Genomic DNA, 19,486 nt, shown 5'->3' on the forward strand with positions numbered 1-19,486 from the left:
CCCCCGACCCGAATCGCGGCCTCCCCCGAAGCCCGGCCGCGTCCCACCACCCCGGCTCCGGAGGACCTCCCCCGGAGGACGCGTCGCTCCGGAGGACGCCAGCCACGCGGTCCGCCCAAACCGCGATCACCCCTGGTCGGGCGGGAAATCGGCTGAGCGGCTGATCTCGGCCCACTCCTCCGCCTCGGCGGCGCGCGCGAGGGAGGACTTCGCCGCCGCTTCCACCGCGCCGGCGCCCAGCAGCAACCGCAGCGGTGGGCGTTCCCGGCGGGCGACGTCCAGGATGATGGCCGCTGCCCGGGCGGGGTCGCCGGCCCACGTGTCGACGGTTGACTCGCGGAAGCGGTTCATCGCTCCCACGCTGGGTTCGTATTCCACGTGCTCGACCTCGGCACGGTGCATCGACGTGCTGCCCCACTCGGTGCGGAACCCGCCGGGCTCGACGATGGTGACCTTGACGCCGAACGGGCCGACCTCGTTGTTGAGGACCTCCGAGAACCCCTCGACGGCGAACTTGGCGGACTGGTACGCCGCCATGCCGGGGGTGCCGCCGACGCGGCCGCCGATCGAGGAGAACTGGATGAAGTGGCCCGACCGTTGCCGGCGGAGGACCGGCAGCGCTGCCTGCGTCACGTTCACCACGCCGAACAGGTTGGTCTCGATCTGGGCGCGGAAGTCCTCGATGGGCGTCTCCTCGATCGCGGCGGAGTTGCCGTAACCGGCGTTGTTGACCACGACGTCCAGCCCGCCGAAAGCGGTGGTCGCGACCCGTACCGCCGCCCGGGCCGCGGCCGCGTCGGTCACGTCCAGCGCCACGGTCCTGACGCGGTCGGGGAAGGCGTCCTCGACGTCGCTCAGCTGCCGGGGGTCGCGGGCGGTGGCGACGACGTTGTCGCCGGCCGAGAGCGCCGCGCGGGTCAGTTCCCGTCCGAAACCCCGCGAGCTTCCGGTGATCAGCCAGGTCTTCGCCATGGTGCCGCCCTCCTATGTAACCAACCGGTTGTATGCCTCCTAGCCAACATCATCGGCCCGACGTACGCAACCAACTAGTTGTTTGTTACGGTGAGGGCATGGCGCGAGACTCCGGACAGACCAAGGCGCGGCTGCTGGAAGCCGCCACGGCAGAACTCGCCGAGCACGGCATCGCCGGCGCGCGCGTCGACCGCATCGCGAAGGCCGCCTCGGTCAACAAGCAGCTGATCTATGCCTACTTCGGCAACAAGGACGAGCTGTTCGACACGGTCTTCAGCTCGTACGTCGGCCATGTCATGGACGACGTCGACTTCGACGCCACCGACCTGCCCGCCTACGCCGGGCGGCTGTTCGACCGGTTCGAGGACGACCCTGCCGCGTTGCGTCTGTCCACCTGGTACCGCCTGGAGCGCCCGCAGGGGATGAACCTGGAGGCGGTCGTGACCCTGAACGAAGTGCGGCTCGACCGCCTGCGCCAGGCCCAGCGCGCCGGACTCCTCACCACCCATTTCGACCCTGTGCAACTGCTGACCCTGATCCAGGCCGTCGCGACCTCCTGGGCGACCACGAACCCCGAGTTCTCCGCGACGACGTCGACCAGCCGCGCCTACCGCCGCCGCACGGTGATCGCAGCCGTGGAACGCCTCCTGGCCGACGGCCCCGGGCAGACCTGACCGCCGGAGTCCGAGGCCAAGCAGACCTGACCGCCGGAGTCCGAGGCCCCGAGCAGGCCTGACCGCGGGAGTCCGGTCCGTCGGCCCCGAACGGCGGCGAACTCGCGGACCGGCGTGCCCTGTTGATCGTTGGTCGGGTCGAGCCGTGGGCGCGTTACGTGGTGGGAGCGAAGCCATGTATGCGTTGCGGCGTGGCGTCTGCTCAGTCCCGCGCGGCCGCGGCTGCGCAACGGCGTGAGTGCTCGGCCCGGGCGGCCCCAGGTCCGATGCGGCGGCGATCCGGCCCGCCGCGTCGATCAGCTGTTCCGCCCGGCCGCGAGCGAAGAGGGAAGGCCCGACGTCATCGCCAGGCGGAACTTGGCTTCGTCCTCCGTATCGGGAGCGGCGGCCAGGACGACGATCTTGCGTTCCGCGTCGCCGTCGGTCAGGACGTCGCAGTCCACCGCGATCGGCCCCGCCAGGGGGTGGTGGACGATCTTGTGGTCCTCCCGGTACGCGCCGACCGCGCCGGAGGCCCACAGTTCGGCGAAGCGCCGGTTACCCGTCGTGAGGTCCCGGATCAGGACGGCCAGCCGGTCGCTGGCCGGGAACCGTCCCGCGGCGCGGCGCAGGTCGGACACGACGGAGACCTCGACCTCCGGCCTGCTGAGCGAGGTCACCTCCCAGTGCGCCAGGCGGGGGCCGGCCCCGTCGGCCGGAAAGGTGTCCCGAGCGAAGTTGCGCAGCGCCACCGGCGTCGACGAGGGGTCGCCCAGCAGCGCGGTCCAGGAGCGGTTCCACCAGATGAACTGCCAGTCGGCGGCGCACACGGCGGCTGCGGCGTCGCCGAGCCGGTTCAGGATGCGGTGCAGGCCGGGCGGGATGTGGTCGGAGATCTCCCCGGCGGCCGGAGGGGCCAGCCCGGCCAACCGGTAGAGGTGGTCCCGCTCGGCGTCGGTGAGCTGGAGGGCGCGGGCCAGCGCCGCGGCCACCTGCGCCGACGGGGTCGCGTAGCGGCCCTGCTCCAGGCGGACCACGTAGTCGACCGAGATTCCCGCGAGCTCGGCGAGGTCCTCCCGGCGCAGCCCCGTGACCCGGCGCCGGTGGCCGCCGGGCAGTCCCGCGGCCTCCGGTGGGACGCGGCCTCGCCAGGTCCGCAGCATCGGGCCGAGCTTCGCGATGTCAGCGGTCATGACTCCGATTGTCGCACTGGGGCCCACCCGAAGGTGGTAGCGGTTTTCCTACCGACCTCCTCTCCCTGGTTGCCGGCCCGGCGGCCGATGATCCTTACGGACATGACCTTCACGTTCTCCCACGACCACGTGGGCATCACTGTCACCCGAGAGGACCTCGACGCCACGATCGCGTGGTACTCGCGCAACCTCGGTTTCACCGTCGAGCGACAATTCGCGTCCCACGGCACCACGTTCGTCTTCCTCGCCGCCGGCGACGTCAGGATCGAACTCCTCACCGGCGCGTCCGACCGGGGCGGGGCGCCGGCCGACAACGTCCTCACGAGCATGGACCCGTCGCGCCTGCACCACTTCTGCCTCGCTGTGGCAGATCTCGACGCGGCGGTGTCACGGCTGCTCGAACTCGGGGTGCCGCTGATCGGCGGCCCCATGGAGGCACCGGACATCGGCCGGCGCATCGCCTTCGTCACCGACAACGTCGGCACCGTCATCGAGCTGAGCGCCCCCGGCGCGGGGGTCTCCGACCGGAAGACGCAGGCGTAACGCTCCAGCCACGTCAGGCTTCCCCGGCCGGCCATCGACCGGTGGACCGACTGCTGATCCGGTACGCCACCGGCGCCCCGGAGCTGCGACAGCGGCAATGCGTGCCCATCGACGTCACTGATGCGCCGGGATGCGCTGCCCGATGACTTCCGGCCCGCGGAGCGCGCGGTGGTGATGGGAAGCGGCCCGGAGCCGGTACTTCCCCACCTCACGGCAGCGAGCGCGTGAGCCACACCAGTTCGCCGCGGTCGTCCGCGGAAAGGTGATCCCGCTCGAAGCCGAGTTTCTCCAGCACCCGGAACGATGATGTGTTCCACGTGCGGACCGTCGCCCAGAGCCGCTCCCGCCCTGTCGCTGCCGCGGCACCGAGTACCGCGCGGGCCGCCTCGGTGGCGTAGCCGCGCCCGTGCGCACGCCGCAACAACTCATAGGCGATCTCCGGCTCCGCGACCGTGGAGCGGCCGACGGTCAGCCCGCAATAACCGATGAAGTCGCCTACGGCGCGGCGCCGGACGGGCAACAGCGCGAGCCCGGTTGCCGCCGTCGCGGCCAGCGTCGCCGAGATCACCTCCCGCCCGCGCTCGACCGCCGGCGCCCCGTTGCCGCGTTCGGAGTTGCCGCGTTCGGATGCGAGGGCACAGAGCTCATCGGCGTCCGACTCGGCCCACGGCCGCAGTCCCAACCGCTCGGTCTCCAGGTGGAACGACATCGGCTCGTACGAAGGCATGGCCCTACTCTGCACCACGGGTATCACGAACTGCGCCGGTATCTCGGCCGGTCCGAACCCGCGTCCGGATCACCTCACGGCTTCGACGCGTGCCGCATCGCGTGCCGCGTCCCCGTGCCTCATCGCGCACCGGCGTACTTCCCGCTGCTCCGGGCGACGCCCCTTCAGGCGGTGTCCATCGGCAGGGACATCGACGTCGCCCGTGCCCTGACCAGGGTGGACAGTCCGCCGACGGACTGAGGGCCGCCACCGCGGTCGTTCCGGCCGGAGGGCGGGCGCCGGCCGCCGCAGGGTGGCCCGCCCTACAGACGGAGGCCGGTGAACGTCACCCACCCGGTCCCGAGCGCGACGGACGCCGCCCGCCGACGCGCCGTCAGCAGGGGCCGAGGTCCTGCCAGACGCCCGACGGGCCGCTGGTGGTCGGATCCTCGCCGGTGGTCCACCACTTCGCCTGCCAGTCGTGCCCGGCGTCCGAGGCGGTGTCACCGGCCACGTAGACCGCCGAACTGCTCCAGGGCGTCGCGCAGCCGGGGTCGCCCGGCGGTGTCGTGCCGCCGCCGGAGACCACCTGCTCGGTGACCACGATGTGCCCGGGGTCGGGGTCGAGTGCGGCGAGCTGGCTGAACGCGCCGTCGGTCAGGTCGAGGCACACCGGTGAGGTGAACGTGCCGCGGTCGTTGATGCGTACGGTCACCGAGGCGTTGTTGGCGGTATTGGTGACCTTCACCATCGTGCCGAACGGCAGTTGCGGATCAAGACTGAGCGAGGTCGCGGCCGCCATCGCGCTGTCGTCGAAGACATCACCGCTGGCGGTGAAGGAACCCGGCGGAATGCCCTGGCCGTAGTGCGTCGCCCAGCAGGTGTCGTCGTGCGGCACGGCATGGGGTGCCGTGTGACGGGCGGTCGCCGCGATGCCCACGGCGGAGGCGCTGTTCGCGGGAACGAGGGCTAGCCCCGACACGGCCGCCGCGCCGGCGAGGACACCGAGAGCGCGTCCGGCGGTTCGCACTGATGGGTTCACTGCGTACCCCTCAATCTGGTCCGAACCAATGGGCCTTCAGGTTCGCAGCCCGCGGCGCCGTCAGCCAGTAGCCTTCCGGACGCCTTCGCCCCGCTTGAGGCTCGGCGAAGGTGTCCGGTACTGCTGCCCGTAGTCCTACCGCGTACGTACGGACCGCCCTCGCCCACGCGAGGTGGCCGGTGGCCGGCTTCCGCCGCTACGGCCATGCCGGTGAACCGGGCGTGGAACCGCTGCCGTCCACCGGTACCCGAGCGGCCCGGGCGCGGCCTCCGCCGGCGTACCGCGCGGCCTCAGCCGTCCTCCTCCGCCTCCTCCTCTGCCTCCGCCTCCGTTTCCTCCGCCGCCTCCATGGCGAGGTGGTGCTCGACGTCGCAGGTCATGCCGCCGTCCAGTTGGAGCATGATCCGCCGCCGGTCGACTCCGGGTGGCCAGGTCCCCTGCCAGGGGCTGTCAGCGTCCTCGCCCTGGAGCAGGACGGTGGAGGAGTCACCGCCGATCAGGCCGAACCGGCCGGGGTTCTCGGCGAGCACATCACCGCCGTACTCGGCGACGAGGGCGACGAGTGACGCGTAGATCCGTCCCGCGTCCCGGTCGGCGTGGCCGGCGCCGCCCGGGAGGCTGCCGGGGGACAGGTGGCGGGCCGCGCGCAGCAGCCGCTCGGGACGGTCGACGACGAGGTCGACCCTGGTGAGGACGGAGACGGTGGTGCCGATGATCAGCATGGGGTGGTCCTGTCGGTCGGGGGATGGGAGGGGCTCGCGAGGAGGTGGTTGGCGTGGCCGGCGGTGATCAGTCGTGCCGGCGGGCGGCATGGCGGCGCCGTGCGGCGGGGTCTCGCTTCTGTCGGCGGTAGGGGACGGGTACGGGTGGGCGGTGCGGGTGCGGGTGGGAGCCCCGGTGGCTGAGCGTGGCCGTCCCGGTCGGGGCGGCCACGGGTGCGGCTACCTGTCGCCGGTTCGCCCCGGGGAACCCGTGGAGTCAGATCTCCTCCGCCAGCGGGGGGATGCGGGTGATCCAGAGGCGTACGGCAGGGGCGAGCGGCCGGCGCAGCAGGGCGGTGCGGTGACGGTCCGGCAGGAGCAGGCCGCCGTCGGGGGTGCGGCCGACCGGTGCGTGGACCAGGGCGACGCCCCGGCCGGCGGCGCGGCCGGCGAGCGCGGCCGCGGACTCGGCGGGATGCGGCCCGAGCTGGAGCCAGGTCGCGCCCGGCGCGAGGTAGGGCAGCAGGTGCGGGGCCATGGCGTCCAGGTGGGCGGGGGTCGGCCACAGCGTGATCACGGTGCGTGCCGCGGTGGCGAGGCCCCAGCCGGCGGATCTGCTGGCGGTGCGCGCGAACAGCCCGCTCTGCCGGGCGGTCGCGTCCGCGGGCGTGATCCACGAGGCGACGGAGGCCCCCGAGGCGCGCAGGCCGTCGGTGATGATGGCGGTGGCGGCGTCACTGGTCGTGAGCACGGTGGCGTCCGCGCGGTTCACGTCGGGCCGCCGGACGGTATGGGGCGGGGCATGGTGGTGTCCTCGATACGGGTGGTCGGTGGGATGGCTGCGGGTGCCCGGTAGGCGGTTCCGGCGCCCGGAGTCCGGGTCCCGTACCCCGGGCGCCAACGCTCCCGCGTCGCGGTGGAGGGACCGCCGGGTGCGCTGTGCAGCGATTCTGCGCAGGCGGCGGTCGGGCGTATAGGCACGCCGGCGTTCAATGTTGAACGTTCACCATTGCGGGCCTTGGTGGGTCTTGGTGGGCCTTGCCCGGGGGCCTTGCCGGGCCTTGGCGGGCGCCGGCTGGTGCCCGTGGTGGCCGGCTGGATGCCGGCACCCGGTTCCGGGGCGGACCGCGCGAGCGCCGCGCCCATGCAGAAGTGCGGTCCCGCGGCGAAGCTCAGTGCCTGCGAACCGTCGTCGCCACGCTCAACGGGCAGTTGCGACAGGTGTCGGTGCGTGACCCCCGGGGCGGACCCCGAGCCGGACCCTGAAGCCGAACCCCGAGCCGAACCCCGAGCCGGACCCCGAACCGAACCCCGAAGCCGGACACCGCGCCGCCGCCGAACACGCCGCCCACGCCTCCCCGTCCGCCCTCACCCGCCCACGCGTCCCCGCCCGCCTTCACTCCGGCGCCGCTCCACCCCCGCCCGCCGCCCGCCGAAAAACCGCCGCCCGCGAGCCTGCCGCGTCAGCCCTCGGAGAACGGAGTGGTGGACTGCTCGGCCCAGATGGCTTTCCCGCCCGTGCTGTCGTACCGGACGCCCCAGCGGCCCGCGACGAGTTGAGCGGTGATCATCAGGCCGCGGCCGCCCTCGGCGCTGTCGGGCGCGCGGGTGAGGTGGGGTGCGCTGCTGCTGCCGTCGGTGACCTCGCACACGAGGGTGTCGTGGTCGCGGATCAGGCGCAGGACGACGGGTGGTTCGGCGTGGCGGATGCCGTTGGTGACGAGTTCGCTGACGATCAGTTCGGTGGTGAAGGCCAGGTCGTCCAGGCCCCAGTCCTGGAGTTGGCGGGTGGTGCGGTCGCGGGCGTCGCCGACGGCGGCCGGGTCGTGGGGGATCGGCCAGGCGACCGTGTCGTCGTCGGCGATGGCGCGGGTGCGCGCGAGCAGCAGCGTCACGTCGTCGGCCAGGCTGGTGTCGGGCAGCGCGGCGACCACGCCTTCCGCGGCGCCGTGCAGTTCGCCGTCGGCCGTCATGAGGGCCGCCGACAGCCGCTCGGGCAGGCGTACGCCCTCCAGGCCGACCAGGCCGTCGCTGTACAGGGCCAGCACCGTGCCGGGCGCCAGGTCGGTCTCGGCGACGTCGAAGACGACCGCACCGTGGCCCAGCGGATCTCCAGGGGTGACGGGGAGGTAGTCGGCTGCGCCGTCGGGCCGGATCGCGATCGGTGGTGGATGCCCCGCGCTGGCGATCGAGCACCGGCAGGTGATCGGGTCGTAGACCGCGTACAGGCAGCTCGACCCGGCCGGGGACTCCTCGCGTGCGGCCCCGTCGGCCAGTTCGACGACCAACTCGTTGAGGTGGGTGAGCAGTTCGCCGGGCGCGAGGTCCATGGCGGCCAGCGTGCGCACCGCGGTGCGGATGCGGCCCATCGTGGCGGCGGCGTGCAGGCCGTGGCCGGCGATGTCCCCGGCCACCAGCGCCACCCGCTTCGACGACAGTTCGATGGCGTCGTAGAAGTCACCGCCAAGGCCCCGGCCGGAACGGGCGGGTACGTAGACGGCTGCCGTCGACGCGGCGGCCGCGGCGGTGGCGGCCGGTGGCAGCAGACTGCGTTGCAGAGCGAGCGAGGTGCGCCGTTCCAGGTTGTAACGGCGGGCGTTGTCCAGGCTCACCGCGGCGCGCGAGACGATCGCCTTGCCGGTGCGCACGTCGGCCTCGTCGAACGGCCGTTCCTCGCCCCGGCGCCACAACTCCACCGATCCCAGGACGAGTCCGGGGTCGGCGGGGTTGTGCTCGCCGCCGCGTTCGGTCAGCAGCGGCAGGCACGCCACCGTCAACGACCCCTCCTCCTCGGCGAACGGCACCAGGGCCCGCACCATGTCGGGCTCGTCGTCCACCACGGCCGTGGTCGCCGCCCGGCCGACCAGGGTGAAGTGCTGGCCGGCCTGGAACATGCGGATGACTTCCGGGCCGCGCAGGAACGGCGGGACGTGCGCGTCCCGGGAGTCCCGCGCGGGCCGGATGTAACCCTCCGGACGGGGTTCGCCCGCCGGTGCGATCGCCGCGCGCCACAACGCCAGATCCCCGCCGCCGGTCCGGGTGGGAGGCTCCCGGCCCTCGGGTATCTCGTCCGCGAGGGAGATCACCGCCACGTCGCACAGCCGCGGCACGAGGACGTCGGCCAACTGCTGGGCGGTACGCACGACGTCCAGTTGGAGTCCGATGCGTTCCGCGGCGTCCTGCAACAGCTCCAGGCGCTGGGCGCGTTGGACGTCGTCAGTGGTGTTGATGAGGGTGACCACCAGGCTCGGGTTGCCGTCGGCGTCGACGGACCGCAGCACGGTCATCGCCACGTACAGCAGTCCGGCGGGAGTGCGCATCCGCCAGGTCTGGTGCGCGGTGGACACCGACGGGTAGCCGGTGGCCAGGACGGCTCGCAGGTGGGCGGCGACCGACTCGCGGTCGTCCTCGGGCACCAGGTCGGTCAGCCGCACCCCGGCCCCGGCGCGGATGACCAGGCCGCCGAAGTTCAGCGGGGTGTGGATGGCGTCCCGCACCCGCAGCCGGTCGTCGAGGAAGAGGACGCCGACGTGAGGTTGCAGTGCCAGGGCCCGGTACAGCTCGGCGGCGCGGCCCGGCGTGCCGTCCGCCGACCGGGTGCCGCGATCTGCTGGCCCAGGAGGAGCGTTTCCGGCTCCGGGGCCGCTGGTGGCCATGGCCGCAGTCTAGAACCGGCCAGCCGCGTGCGGTCGGCCCCGTAGTGGGATTCGCGGCACGCCATCCGCACGCTCCGTCCGGGGGCGATCCGTCACGTCAGCAGCAACTGGGGTCGCCACAGCGGCCGTTGGCGCATTCGACGCCGGTCCGGAACCGTGGTCCGATGACTGCGGACGCGTCGACGGCAGTCCGCATCCGCCGTACATGGGAGGCGGTGCCATCTGTACAGGCGAGGTTGTACGGCGGACGAGGCCGACCGACCCGCCTCATCGGGGAAGGGCACCACCCGGATTTCGTCTCACCGGGAATTCGTCAGCCCCTATGGCAAGACGTGTTCAACCTCGGTGAATACACCGCACGACAATGCCTGACGCACCGTCAAATCTGTGTCCACCGCAGGAACTCCACCCGGTAGCCGACCACACCCTCCAGGACCGCGACCGCGCAGCTCACCGCACCCACCCGCCCGGTACCGGCGTGCCGCATCAGCCGCCGGCCGCCGCCGGAGAACAGCGTCGGGCTCGCCGCCTGGCGGTCCCACACCGCGCGCACCTGCGGATCGAGCAGAGCGATGTCCCGGATCTGGAGCAGCCGACGGTGCGTCGGACGCTCGCGCAGCGCGCCGGCCAGCTGCGAGACGGCGGTCAGACACCAGTACGGCCAGTCGACCAGCACGTTCTCGCGGACCCTCGCGTCGGCCGCCAGGACCGACAGCACCGTGTTGTGCGGACACCCGCCCCACAACTCGTCCGCGGCCGGGCTGTGCCACAGCACGTCGAACCCCTCGTCGACCACGTACGCGGGCAGCGGACTGGACGTCACCACGGAGTACCAGATCGGCGGGGCCTGCGCCACGCCCAGCAGCCCCTCGGGGTCCGTCGGCGGTCTGCCGTACAGGCACTTCCACAACGCGTCCCACGTGGTCGCGTCGAGGCCGAGCACCTCGGCCAGCCGGTGCAGGTCCGGCCCGGCCGGGTTGGCGATCATCCCCCGCTCGAACCGGCTGTACCAGGCCCCGGGCGGCCGCCCCAGCAGCACGTCCATGTCGTACTGCGTCAGACCGCGGTCCCGCCGGCCGGTCCTGGGCACCGCGGACAGGCCCGCCGCCAGGCGGAGTTCGGGCAGTCCGCCGACGCCGGCCCGGGCGATCCGCTCCCGCGCCCGGCGCAGCAGCCCCCTCAACGCGTCCGGCGCGTAAGCGCGTTCCGCCGAGCCCATGTCACTCCTGCCGCAGGTACGGATCGCCGGCCTTCCAAGTCCCCTTCGCCCACTGCTGACTTGCGGCGCCGGCGACGCCGGGCCCGCGGGCGACTGCCGAACCGTCCGGTGCGTCGACCGCGACCCCGGGCTCGCACACGATCGGGCCCGGCCCATCCAACGGTCGCGCCTCCGCAACGCGGCCCGACCCGCCCGCGAACGATCGGTGCAGGCCGCCGGCGTCCCGCACGGCCGCCGTCACAACAGCGGTCATAGGGGGACTCTACGCCCGCCGCGCCGACGTCGTCCGCCGCCGCCATGCTGCCCCCCGCACGCCGAGGTCCGGACGCCGGACGCCGGACGGCGTCCGAGTCCGCGTCCCGAGGCTCTCGCCGTACCGTCCCATCCCGGCCACGTCCCCGGCGCTCGGTCCGGACCGTCCGGAAAAGGTCTGCGGGCCCGCCCCGCCGATCCGGCCGTCCTACAGTGGCCGGGCGTACCGTGCGGGACACGGTGGTGCGGACGCGGCTGCCCGCTGCGGACCGGGCACGCGTGTGTCGCACGTTACGGACCCGGCACGTGCCTCCGCCGGGGAGGCACGCCGTGCGACACGGTACGAGGGACGCCATGAGAATCGGTTTCGCACTGCCCCAGTTCCACCGCCAGGCCCACGGGATCGCGCGGACGGCGACGTTCGCCTCCGAGGTCGAGCAGGCCGGGGCCGCCAGCCTCTGGGTCGGCGACCGCAACCTCGCCGCCGTCCGTCCCAGCGTCGGCTACGGCGGCCGGGGCAACACCATCCCCGCCGAATTCAACGCCACGACCGACCCCTTCATCCTGCTGGGCATCGCCGCCAGTGCCACCCGCAACGTGCTGCTGGGCACCCATGTCCTCGTCGCCCCGCTCTACCCGCCCGTCCAGCTGGCCCGGTCCCTGACGACGATCGACCTGGTCAGCGGCGGACGCCTGCTGCCCGGCTTCGGGGTCGGCTGGTCCCCCGAGGAGTTCCGGGCGGCCGGCGTGGACTTCGCCCGGCGCGGCGCACGTATGGACGAGGTACTCGACGCCCTCGAAGCCATCTGGGGCGGCGACCCGGCGGAATACCACGGCACGCAGCTGTCCGTGCCGCTGCACCATACGCCCCTCAAGCCGGTTCAGCGCCCGCGTCCGCCCATCTACCTGGGCGCCCTGTCCGAACGCGCGCTGCGCCGGGTCGCCCGCCGTGCCGACGGCTGGCTCCCGGTGTGCGTCGTTCCCGGCCACGTCGACATCGACGGACTGCTCGCGCAACGCGCCCTGCTCGACGAACTCGCCGTGCGGGCGGGCCGCGAACCGGCGGCCATCGACACCGTGCTGCGGGTGAACATCGACGCCGGCACCGGCACGGCCGAGGTCGCCGACACCATCAGGCGCGTCCACGAACGCACGGGCATCGAGCACTTCATGGTCGACTCGATGTACGCGGTGGACACCGTCGACGGCTCCGTCGAGCATGCCCGGGACGTCCTCGAACGCGTGGCGACCGGCTGAGACGAGCGCGTGGCGAACGGCTGGGTCGAGCGTGTGGCGAACGGCTGGGACGAGCGCGTGCCGGACGGCCGGGACCGCCCCGGAACCCACGAAGGCGGCTCCCGGGGCGGGAGACGGCACGGCGGTCCGCTCTCCCGCTCCGCCCGTTTCTCCGGCTCCGGGGGCCGTGAGCGCGTGCTGCGGGAGGCAGGCCCGGACGGCCCGGCCTCCCGCGTCCCGTCAGGCGGCTGGGAGGGTGTCGGCCTGCGGGCGGTTCGCCCGGAAGCGGCGGAGGTAGGAGCGGGCCATCGGGCCGGCGGGGACGCCGCGGGCGAAGGCACGCATGTTGCGCGCGCCGGTGTTGTAGCCCAGGGCGAGCAGTTCCTCGGTCGTGAGCCGCGCGGTGCGGCGGTCCGGGAGCCGGGCCGCCAGGTCGCGCAGGTGCCAGGCGGCCGCGCGCAGCGCGAAGCCCGGGTCGTCCCGCATGTCCTGCCACCGCCCGTCGAGGTCGTGCGCGCGGCACACCTGCTCGAAGGCGGTGCGGTGCATGTTGACCAGGCCGAACGACGCTCCCGGCTTCCACCACTGCCACAGGCGCTCCAGGAGCGGGTGATGCGGCTTGTACGCCTCGTTGCGCAGTACGGTCATCAGCAGCCGGGGGCTGATTCCGGCCTCGCGCGCGCTGCGCACCACGTGGTCGGCGTACTCGTCGGGGTCGTACCGTCCGGGCAGCAGGGGCGGTGTGGGTGCCGACTGCTCCGCTGCGCCCGGCTTTCCCGTCACCCCAGTGGCCGTGCTCATGTCCATCCTCGCCCTCGCTCCCGCGCATTACCGCCCGTACCGCCCGTTGCGCAGGGCGTGTGCCCCGGTTGTCCGGGCGGCAATCCTCGGAGAACGATGCGCACGGTGCCGCCGGCGCGGTGGCCGCGTCGCAGACCCGCGCAGGACCGGCGCAGGGCCGGGCGATGGGGTGCAAGGCGGGCCCGGCGAAAAAGCGGAGCCCGGGCCCGCCGAACGAGTGGAGAAGGCGAGCCCGTGGCCCGGGGGCCGGCGCTGGGGGAGCCGGACCCCGGGCGGCCTACGTCCGCTGGGCCGGTGCGACGGCCGGGCGGCTGCCGTGGGCGTGCAGCCGCTCCTGCCAGGCGGGCGTGCGCAGTTCCTCGGCGTGCGGCAGGGACACGCACAGGTAGACGTCCCGCCCACCGTCGTCGCCCGGGGTGGGCGCGATGTGCACCGTGGGTATCGGCAGGTCGGGGAACTCGTACCAGAACGCGGTGCCCGAGCCCAGGTCGATGCGGTAGAGCGGGAACTGCGACCAGTTGTTGACCGTGATCGACGTGTCGAAGACCTCGGCGGCCCGCACCGACATGACGCGCCGTGACACGCCCAGGTGCCGGTGGGCGTTGAGGAAGGCGATCTCGTCGCGGATCTTCGCGGTGGTGTTGGCCTCCAGCCCTTCCCGGATCGAGCGCGCGACGGTGCCGAGCGGCTGCGAGCGCAGCTCGCCGGCCGACGTGCTGGTCCAGTTGTTGCTGACGCAGTTGCCCCAGTAGTCGGCGGGCAGCGCGTCGCCCAGCCGGGAGTGGGCGCCGACGATCAGGCCGAGCCACTCCATGGCGTCGGCCGGCCGGTCGCGCAGGTCGCCCAGCACCTGCCACAGGTGCGCGGTGAGCGCGTCGTTGGTGGAGACCCAGGAACCGGAGTCCGGCAGGCCGGCCAGCGCCGTCTCCTTCATCGCGGCCAGTTCGGCGGCGGAGAAACGGGTGGCCACCGTCGCGAGACGCTTCAGCCCCAGGCGTGCCATGGCCGCCAGATGGCGCCACCGGGGAACCGCGATGAACGCGCGGTCGCGGGCCGTCTCGTCGTCCTCGGCCAGCTTCCCGAGCCCGTCGAGCAGGCCGCGGTCGTGACAGGGCGTGGGATACGGCAGCCCCAGGTGTTCGCGGGACCAGTTCTCCAGGAACGCCACCGTGCTGGCGCCGTCCGCCAGGCTGTGGTTGATGACCACACCCAGGATCGAACCGCCGCCGCGCATCTGCGTCAGCCGCACCTTCAGCAGCGGCGTGTCGCGGTCGATCACCCGGAACGGCCCGACCTCGCGCAGGAACTGTCCGACGACCGGTTCCGTGCGCAGCTGCGGTCCGTAGTCCAGCATCGGGTCCGGGCTGGACGCCTCGGTGAACCGGGCGCCCGCGTCGTCGCACACCACGCTCAGTCCGCCGTCGGCGTCCCGGCTCAACCGCCCCGCCAGCGGCGGATAGTTGCGCAGCACCCGGGACAGCGAGTCCCGCAGCGCCGCGCCGTCCAGCGTCTCGCGGAAGAAGAACGTGAGGGGCGTGTAGACCGGACCGGTCAGCAGGTCGTACCCGCTGAGCCGGAGCCGCTGCCCGGTCGCCACACCCGCGCGCACCGGGAAGACCCGCTCCTCCGTGCTCGTCACGGTGTCGCGGAAGGCGACGGCCGCAGCGCGCCCGCTCCGCCGGTCAGGCATCGCTGCGGGGGCACTGGCGTGCCTGATCGAGAAGCTTGTTGTTGTCGTTCCCCATCGGCTGTGGGCCTCCTATGCGTACCAGCGGGGACGCGAACCGCCCGCCGCGGCAGGAGCGAACGGACCGTAATCCCGCGCCCGGGTCGGTCGACCGCGAGAGGCTCAGCCCAGCACAGCCGTACGCCGGCGCGCCAGCGCCCGCGGGCGACTCTAGGGAACAGCCGCGAAGCCCGCCTCCGATCACCGGGGGGATGTGGTTTAGGGGATTCCTCGGTTCTTCGGGGGTACGGGGTTGACGCGCGCGTCAGCGGGGGGCAGGAGCGGGGTGCGCGGCGTGGGGTGCGGGCGGTGGGGGTGGTGTATGCGGTGCGTACGTGTGCGGCACGGCCGGTGCGGTGGGTAGTGCATGCGGTGCGGCCGGTGCGCGAGGTGGGCCGGCCGGCGCGAGGTCGCCGTGCCTGCGGGGGAGGCGGACAGCCCTGGTGCGGAACCAGGCACGCCGGACGCCCTCTCAACCTCACCGCTTCCCGGTGTCACCAGAAGGCACCGCACATCACCAGACGAAGGGGATCATCCGCTTGCGTCCGGTAGCGAAGGCCCGGTAGGCGTCGCCCAGCGTGGCGTTGAGCGCGGCTTCCTCCACCCGGATCCGGTTGGCGAAGCCCACCATGGGCAGCACCGCGAGGGCGGCGACGCCGATCCAGTTGCCGTACATCACGGCCATGCCGAGGAAGGCCACCTCGGCCCCGGTGTAGCTGGGGTGCCGCAGGACGCGGTAGGGGCCCGTGCGGATGACGGGTTGATCCGCGCTGGTCATGACCTTGAAGGTGAAGAACCGCCCCAGCGTACGGAAGGCCCACCACCGCAGTGCGATTCCCATCCAGCAGATGGCCAGTCCGACGCCGAACGTGATCCCGCCACCGTGGATCGTGGTGGCGGGCAGAGCGGAAGAAGTCAACGCCGTCACCAGCCACGCCGCACCGACGCAGATCCGGGCCACGGCGAAGCTCTGCCGGTCCGTCTTCTGGGCCTCGGTGCGGGTCTTGCGGCCTTGCCGGAGCTCACTGGCCATCCAGACGACAAGCGTCGCCCCGAACAGCACTCCACTCACCACGTGATGATCGAAGTATGCCTTCATCCGCCGAAGCCTAAGTGGTGTTGTCCCGCGACTGCCGACCGCGGGTGAATGACGATGCCGTACCGCTCGAACGGGTTCCGGTTCGGCGCGGGTAAGTGGCGAAGCGAGTGAGTGGCGAATCCGGTGGACCGGCTTCAGCGGTCCATGACGCGGGCGGCGGCGATGGGGCGCCATGACAGGCCAAGACCACGGTAGAGACGGACGGCGGTGGTGTTCCAGCTGTCGGCGATCAACGCGGCCGTACCGTGGTCGGCGACGAGGCTGTCCAGGACGAAGCCGCACACGGCCGGCACGGGCCGCCCCCCACGGGCCACGCCCGCGAAGGGCGTGGCCCGTGGGGGGCTCGCCGGTAACCCGGCCCTCGCGCGGATCACTCCGCCGACGGCACCACGTTCCAGGTGCCCGCGACCTTCCGGCACAGGGTGACCACCCGGTCCAGCGTCGGCTCCCCGGCGATCTGGGCGAGTTCCGCCATGAACGCCGCCTCCCCCTCGGTGTCCAGTACCGTCCGGCAGACCCCGGCGATCATGGTGAGCAGGGACAGCGAGTCCCCGCCCAGCCGGTGGAAGTCCGAGGCGCCGTCCAGCCGGGAGCGGTCCACCCCGAGGGTGCGGGCCCACACCTGGGCCACCGCGTCCTCGACCGGGTCCCGGGGACCTTCCTGGGCCGCGGGCGCGTCCTGGCCGGCGTCCGGGTCGTCGGCGAAGACGTCCGGCAGTGCCTTCGTGTCGACCTTGCCGCTCACCGTGTAGGGGAGGCCGGGGAGCGCGACGATCGCCGCCGGCACCATGTAACGCGGCAGTCGTTCCGCGACGTACGCCGTCAACTCCGTTGTCAGCGCCTGCTGTTCGGAGACGTCGGAGCCGGTCACCACGTACGCGTACAACGCCTTCGAGCTGCTCCCGGTCCTGGCCCTGGCGACCACCACCGCCCGGGTCACCCCCGGATGGTCCTCCAGTGTCTTCGCCACCTCGGCCGGCTCGACCCGGTGCCCCCGCACCTTCACCTGGTCATCGATGCGTCCGACGAACTCCAGACCTCCGGACGGCATGACGCGGGCCAGGTCGCCCGTGCGGTAGACGCGGCTGCCGTCGGCGAGACGGACGAAGCGCTCACGGTCCAGGTCGGGGCGGCCGAGGTATCCGCGGGCCAGTTGCACGCCGCCCAGGTACATCTCCCCGACGTCCCCCTGCGCCACGAAACGCCGGCCCTCGTCCAGCAGATGCACGCTGGTGTTGTCCGCCGGCACCCCGATCGGCACCGCGATGCCCGTGTCCTCCCCAGCCCGGAAGGTGTGCGCGGTGCAGCCGATCGTCGCCTCGGTGGGACCGTAGAGGTTGATGATCCGGCACCGGGGTCCGAACATCTGCTGGGCCCGCGCGGCGACCTCGACCCGCAGTTGCTCGCCGACGACGACCACGCTGCGGAAGCCGGACGGCGCGATGTCGAGCTGTCCGATCAGGTCCAGGTGCGACGGCGTCAGGTTGAGCATGGTGGCACCCGAGATCTGCAACAACTGCCGCAGCGACAGATGGCTCGGCTCCAGCGGCATCAGGACGACCTCACCGCCGGCCAGCAGCGGCAGGAAGACCGAGGTGCCCGTGACGTCGAACGACGGCGAGGTGATCAGCGGCAGCCGGGTGTCCGCGTCCACCCCGAACTCCCGGGTCGCCCACTCGACGTAGTGCGCCAGACTGCGGTGCTCGATCTGCACGCCCTTGGGGCGGCCCGTCGAACCGGAGGTGTAGATGACGTACGCCAGATCGTCCGGGGACACCTCGGCGTCCTCGAACGGCGGCTCGCCGCCCTGCTCCGGGCCGCGGGACTCCGTCAGGCGGTCCAGCTCCACCTGCTCGCAGCCCTCCGGTACGACCGCCCGCTGCCCGTAGGGCTCCTGCACCAGGCAGAAGGCCGCCCCGGCGTCCGCCAGCAGGCCCGACAGCCGGGTGTCCGGGTGCTGCACGTCCATCGGCAGGTAGCAGGCGCCGGCCCGCAACACCCCCCACAAACCTGCCAGTAGGGCCACCGATCGATCGGCGAGCAGCCCCACCACGGTCCCGGGGCCCGCGCCCCGCTCCCGCAGCGCGGTGGCCACCGCGTCGGCCTGCCGGCTCAACTCACCGTAGGTGACCGGCCCTTCGGGACCGCTGAGCGCGATACGGTCCGGGGCGCGTCGTACCTGCTCGCGGAAGCGCCGCACCACCGAAGCGCCCGACGTCAGTTCGCGCGCGGTGTCGTTGCCCGCCCACACGCGGTTCCGCCGGGGCGAGAGCGCCTCCTCGACCACGTCCAGCAGCGCCTGCGCGCGCTCCGCGACCCCCGGCCCGTCCTGCCACGTCACGGTCACCTCGGTACGGTTGCCGCTCTCGACCATGTCGATCGACGGCGGAGCCCCGGGACCCGTACCGCCCAGCGCGTACAGCGCGGTCGCCGTGAAGCCGTCCGTGCTGAAGGACGCCAGGTCGTGGACGCCCAGATGGGTGATGAAGGACAGCGCCGAGTACTGGTTCTTCCGCACGGCGGTCCGGTCCACCGCCGAGGAGAACAGCCGGATCAGCGCCAGCGGCGTCTTCAGCGTCCGCGGGTCGGTACGCACCGCCAGCTCCGCCCCGTCGGCGAGTGACTTCAGCGCGCGTGCGTGCACCTCCTGCCAGCTGTCCCCGGCGGTGACGTCCAGCACGAACGCCTGCGACAGCCAGCCCGTCGACCGGAGTTGCGGAGTGTGCCGACGCAGGTCGACGGGGACGAAGAAGCGGCCGCCGCCTTCCGGGCCGTACACCTCGGCAACCGCCGTTGCCGCCTTCGCCGTTGCCGCCGGGTGGCTTCCGTCGACCGTCCGACGGCGCCACAGCGTCCTGCCCGGGGGTCTTCGCGGCAGCGGGCCCAGCGGCGAGGACCACACCAGCTCGCCGACGCGCTGCGGGATCGGCGGAAGCCCGCCGGGCCACTCCAGCTGTTCGAGGAACTCCTCCCTGCTGAGGGTGGACGGCGCGCCCAACGGCTCGGAGCCGCGCAGCACCCGGAAGATGTCCTCGATCCACAGCATCAGCCCGCGGGCGTCCGTGACGCCGTGCCAGGCGCGGAAGACCACGGTGGCCGACACCCCGGGGACGCCGGGGCCCTCCGCCGCGCCGGGGAAGAGCAGCACCTCGAACGTGGCACCGGGGCTGCGCAGCATCTCCTGCAACGCCGGTGCGTCCAGGGCACGTTGGTCGAACGAGCCCGCCTCCATGACCCGGACACGCGGCGCGACACCGCTGTCGACCAGGTACCGGCCGTCGCGCACCAGCCGGGTCCCGGGACTGGCCTGCGACGCGCGGGCCACCGCCTCGGCCAGGTGCCGTTCTTCCAGCGTTCCCGCGCCCTCCACGACGTACTGGACCATGTTGGAGTTGCGGGGAGCCATGCCGGCGTAGAGCCACTCGCCGGCTGAAATCGCCCTGCGGTAGCCGTGTTGTTGCCGGGGGACGGGACACATACGGGCCTCCTGACGGCGGTCCACCTCGTTGTGGACTCGCGAGCATCATCGGGCGACGGATGTTAGTGATCCCCCTAGATCAACTGCCCATAGCGGAAACGCATGTTGGGCCGACCATCAGGCTGGGTATGTGGAGTCCTTTGTTCCGGGCCCGTGGAAGACCGCGAACCGCTGGTCCGTCCGTCGAAGGTGCGTCGGCACGGCAGCTC

At 72.8% G+C, this 19,486-nt stretch carries 16 protein-coding genes; 3 read left to right on the forward strand and 13 right to left on the reverse strand.

The window, feature by feature from the left end; genetic code table 11:
* Positions 1-126: 126 nt before the first annotated feature.
* Complete coding sequence (locus tag POF43_RS19765) at positions 127-972, reverse strand: oxidoreductase (RefSeq protein WP_271324588.1); 846 nt, start codon at positions 970-972, stop codon at positions 127-129.
* A gap of 98 nt (positions 973-1,070) precedes the next feature.
* On the opposite strand from POF43_RS19765, the gene POF43_RS19770 reads away from it, so the two are divergent.
* Positions 1,071-1,646 carry a TetR/AcrR family transcriptional regulator gene (locus POF43_RS19770; RefSeq protein WP_271324587.1) on the forward strand — a complete coding sequence of 192 codons (576 nt, stop codon included), beginning with the start codon at positions 1,071-1,073 and terminating at the stop codon, positions 1,644-1,646.
* Between the two features lie 296 nt (positions 1,647-1,942).
* Here the strand turns inward: POF43_RS19770 and POF43_RS19775 are convergent, their stop codons facing one another.
* Positions 1,943-2,818, reverse strand: coding sequence for a helix-turn-helix domain-containing protein (locus POF43_RS19775; RefSeq protein WP_271317177.1), 876 nt, complete (start codon positions 2,816-2,818; stop codon positions 1,943-1,945).
* 102 nt (positions 2,819-2,920) lie between these two features.
* On the opposite strand from POF43_RS19775, the gene POF43_RS19780 reads away from it, so the two are divergent.
* On the forward strand, positions 2,921-3,361 hold the full coding sequence (locus POF43_RS19780; protein ID WP_271324586.1) for a VOC family protein: 441 nt from the start codon (positions 2,921-2,923) through the stop codon (positions 3,359-3,361).
* A gap of 208 nt (positions 3,362-3,569) precedes the next feature.
* Here POF43_RS19780 and POF43_RS19785 read toward each other — a convergent pair whose 3' ends face one another.
* From POF43_RS19785 to POF43_RS19810, 6 genes are all read right to left on the reverse strand, one after another.
* Entirely contained in the window at positions 3,570-4,088 is a 519-nt protein-coding gene (locus tag POF43_RS19785; protein ID WP_271324585.1) for a GNAT family N-acetyltransferase, read from the reverse strand.
* Between the two features lie 373 nt (positions 4,089-4,461).
* Entirely contained in the window at positions 4,462-4,965 is a 504-nt protein-coding gene (locus POF43_RS34920; protein ID WP_271324584.1) for an RlpA-like double-psi beta-barrel domain-containing protein, read from the reverse strand.
* 434 nt (positions 4,966-5,399) lie between these two features.
* On the reverse strand, positions 5,400-5,831 hold the full coding sequence (locus POF43_RS19795; protein ID WP_271324583.1) for a hypothetical protein: 432 nt from the start codon (positions 5,829-5,831) through the stop codon (positions 5,400-5,402).
* Between the two features lie 256 nt (positions 5,832-6,087).
* Positions 6,088-6,582: an NAD(P)-binding domain-containing protein gene (locus tag POF43_RS19800; protein ID WP_271324582.1), complete on the reverse strand. Its 495-nt coding sequence runs from the start codon at positions 6,580-6,582 to the stop codon at positions 6,088-6,090.
* Between the two features lie 691 nt (positions 6,583-7,273).
* Entirely contained in the window at positions 7,274-9,466 is a 2,193-nt protein-coding gene (locus tag POF43_RS19805; RefSeq protein ID WP_282704680.1) for an ATP-binding SpoIIE family protein phosphatase, read from the reverse strand.
* Between the two features lie 379 nt (positions 9,467-9,845).
* Positions 9,846-10,685, reverse strand: a complete 840-nt coding sequence (locus tag POF43_RS19810; RefSeq protein ID WP_271324438.1) for a helix-turn-helix domain-containing protein — start codon at positions 10,683-10,685, stop codon at positions 9,846-9,848.
* 606 nt (positions 10,686-11,291) lie between these two features.
* On the opposite strand from POF43_RS19810, the gene POF43_RS19815 reads away from it, so the two are divergent.
* Positions 11,292-12,194 (forward strand): TIGR03619 family F420-dependent LLM class oxidoreductase, encoded by a 903-nt coding sequence (locus tag POF43_RS19815; protein WP_271324437.1) that lies wholly within the window; start codon positions 11,292-11,294, stop codon positions 12,192-12,194.
* 219 nt (positions 12,195-12,413) lie between these two features.
* Here the strand turns inward: POF43_RS19815 and POF43_RS19820 are convergent, their stop codons facing one another.
* The 5 genes from POF43_RS19820 to POF43_RS19840 all read right to left on the reverse strand — a co-directional run bounded on the left by POF43_RS19820 (position 12,414) and on the right by POF43_RS19840 (position 19,277).
* Positions 12,414-12,974: a lytic transglycosylase domain-containing protein gene (locus tag POF43_RS19820; protein ID WP_271316248.1), complete on the reverse strand. Its 561-nt coding sequence runs from the start codon at positions 12,972-12,974 to the stop codon at positions 12,414-12,416.
* A gap of 277 nt (positions 12,975-13,251) precedes the next feature.
* Positions 13,252-14,613 (reverse strand): acyltransferase, encoded by a 1,362-nt coding sequence (locus tag POF43_RS19825; RefSeq protein ID WP_271324436.1) that lies wholly within the window; start codon positions 14,611-14,613, stop codon positions 13,252-13,254.
* Positions 14,614-15,214: 601 nt separating this feature from the next.
* Positions 15,215-15,799 carry a methyltransferase family protein gene (locus POF43_RS19830; RefSeq protein WP_271324986.1) on the reverse strand — a complete coding sequence of 195 codons (585 nt, stop codon included), beginning with the start codon at positions 15,797-15,799 and terminating at the stop codon, positions 15,215-15,217.
* Positions 15,800-15,933: 134 nt separating this feature from the next.
* Entirely contained in the window at positions 15,934-16,092 is a 159-nt protein-coding gene (locus tag POF43_RS19835) for a hypothetical protein (protein WP_271324985.1), read from the reverse strand.
* Positions 16,093-16,169: 77 nt separating this feature from the next.
* A complete protein-coding gene (locus tag POF43_RS19840; RefSeq protein ID WP_271324984.1) occupies positions 16,170-19,277 on the reverse strand; it encodes a non-ribosomal peptide synthetase in 3,108 nt (1,035 codons plus the stop codon).
* Between the last annotated feature and the right edge of the window lie 209 nt (positions 19,278-19,486).

Source organism: Streptantibioticus silvisoli (genome assembly GCF_027947535.2).
In the GTDB taxonomy this organism is placed as follows: Bacteria; Actinomycetota; Actinomycetes; order Streptomycetales; family Streptomycetaceae; genus Streptantibioticus_C; species Streptantibioticus_C silvisoli.

Coding starts and splice junctions, on each gene's coding strand:
- POF43_RS19840 (WP_271324984.1), bottom strand. CDS start 19,277: ATGTGTCCCGTCCCCCGGCAACAACACGGCTACCGCAGGGCGATTTCA.
- POF43_RS19815 (WP_271324437.1), top strand. CDS start 11,292: ATGAGAATCGGTTTCGCACTGCCCCAGTTCCACCGCCAGGCCCACGGG.
- POF43_RS19830 (WP_271324986.1), bottom strand. CDS start 15,799: ATGAAGGCATACTTCGATCATCACGTGGTGAGTGGAGTGCTGTTCGGG.
- POF43_RS19820 (WP_271316248.1), bottom strand. CDS start 12,974: ATGAGCACGGCCACTGGGGTGACGGGAAAGCCGGGCGCAGCGGAGCAG.
- POF43_RS19770 (WP_271324587.1), top strand. CDS start 1,071: ATGGCGCGAGACTCCGGACAGACCAAGGCGCGGCTGCTGGAAGCCGCC.
- POF43_RS19765 (WP_271324588.1), bottom strand. CDS start 972: ATGGCGAAGACCTGGCTGATCACCGGAAGCTCGCGGGGTTTCGGACGG.
- POF43_RS19775 (WP_271317177.1), bottom strand. CDS start 2,818: ATGACCGCTGACATCGCGAAGCTCGGCCCGATGCTGCGGACCTGGCGA.
- POF43_RS19785 (WP_271324585.1), bottom strand. CDS start 4,088: ATGCCTTCGTACGAGCCGATGTCGTTCCACCTGGAGACCGAGCGGTTG.
- POF43_RS19810 (WP_271324438.1), bottom strand. CDS start 10,685: ATGGGCTCGGCGGAACGCGCTTACGCGCCGGACGCGTTGAGGGGGCTG.
- POF43_RS19805 (WP_282704680.1), bottom strand. CDS start 9,466: ATGGCCACCAGCGGCCCCGGAGCCGGAAACGCTCCTCCTGGGCCAGCA.
- POF43_RS19795 (WP_271324583.1), bottom strand. CDS start 5,831: ATGCTGATCATCGGCACCACCGTCTCCGTCCTCACCAGGGTCGACCTC.
- POF43_RS19780 (WP_271324586.1), top strand. CDS start 2,921: ATGACCTTCACGTTCTCCCACGACCACGTGGGCATCACTGTCACCCGA.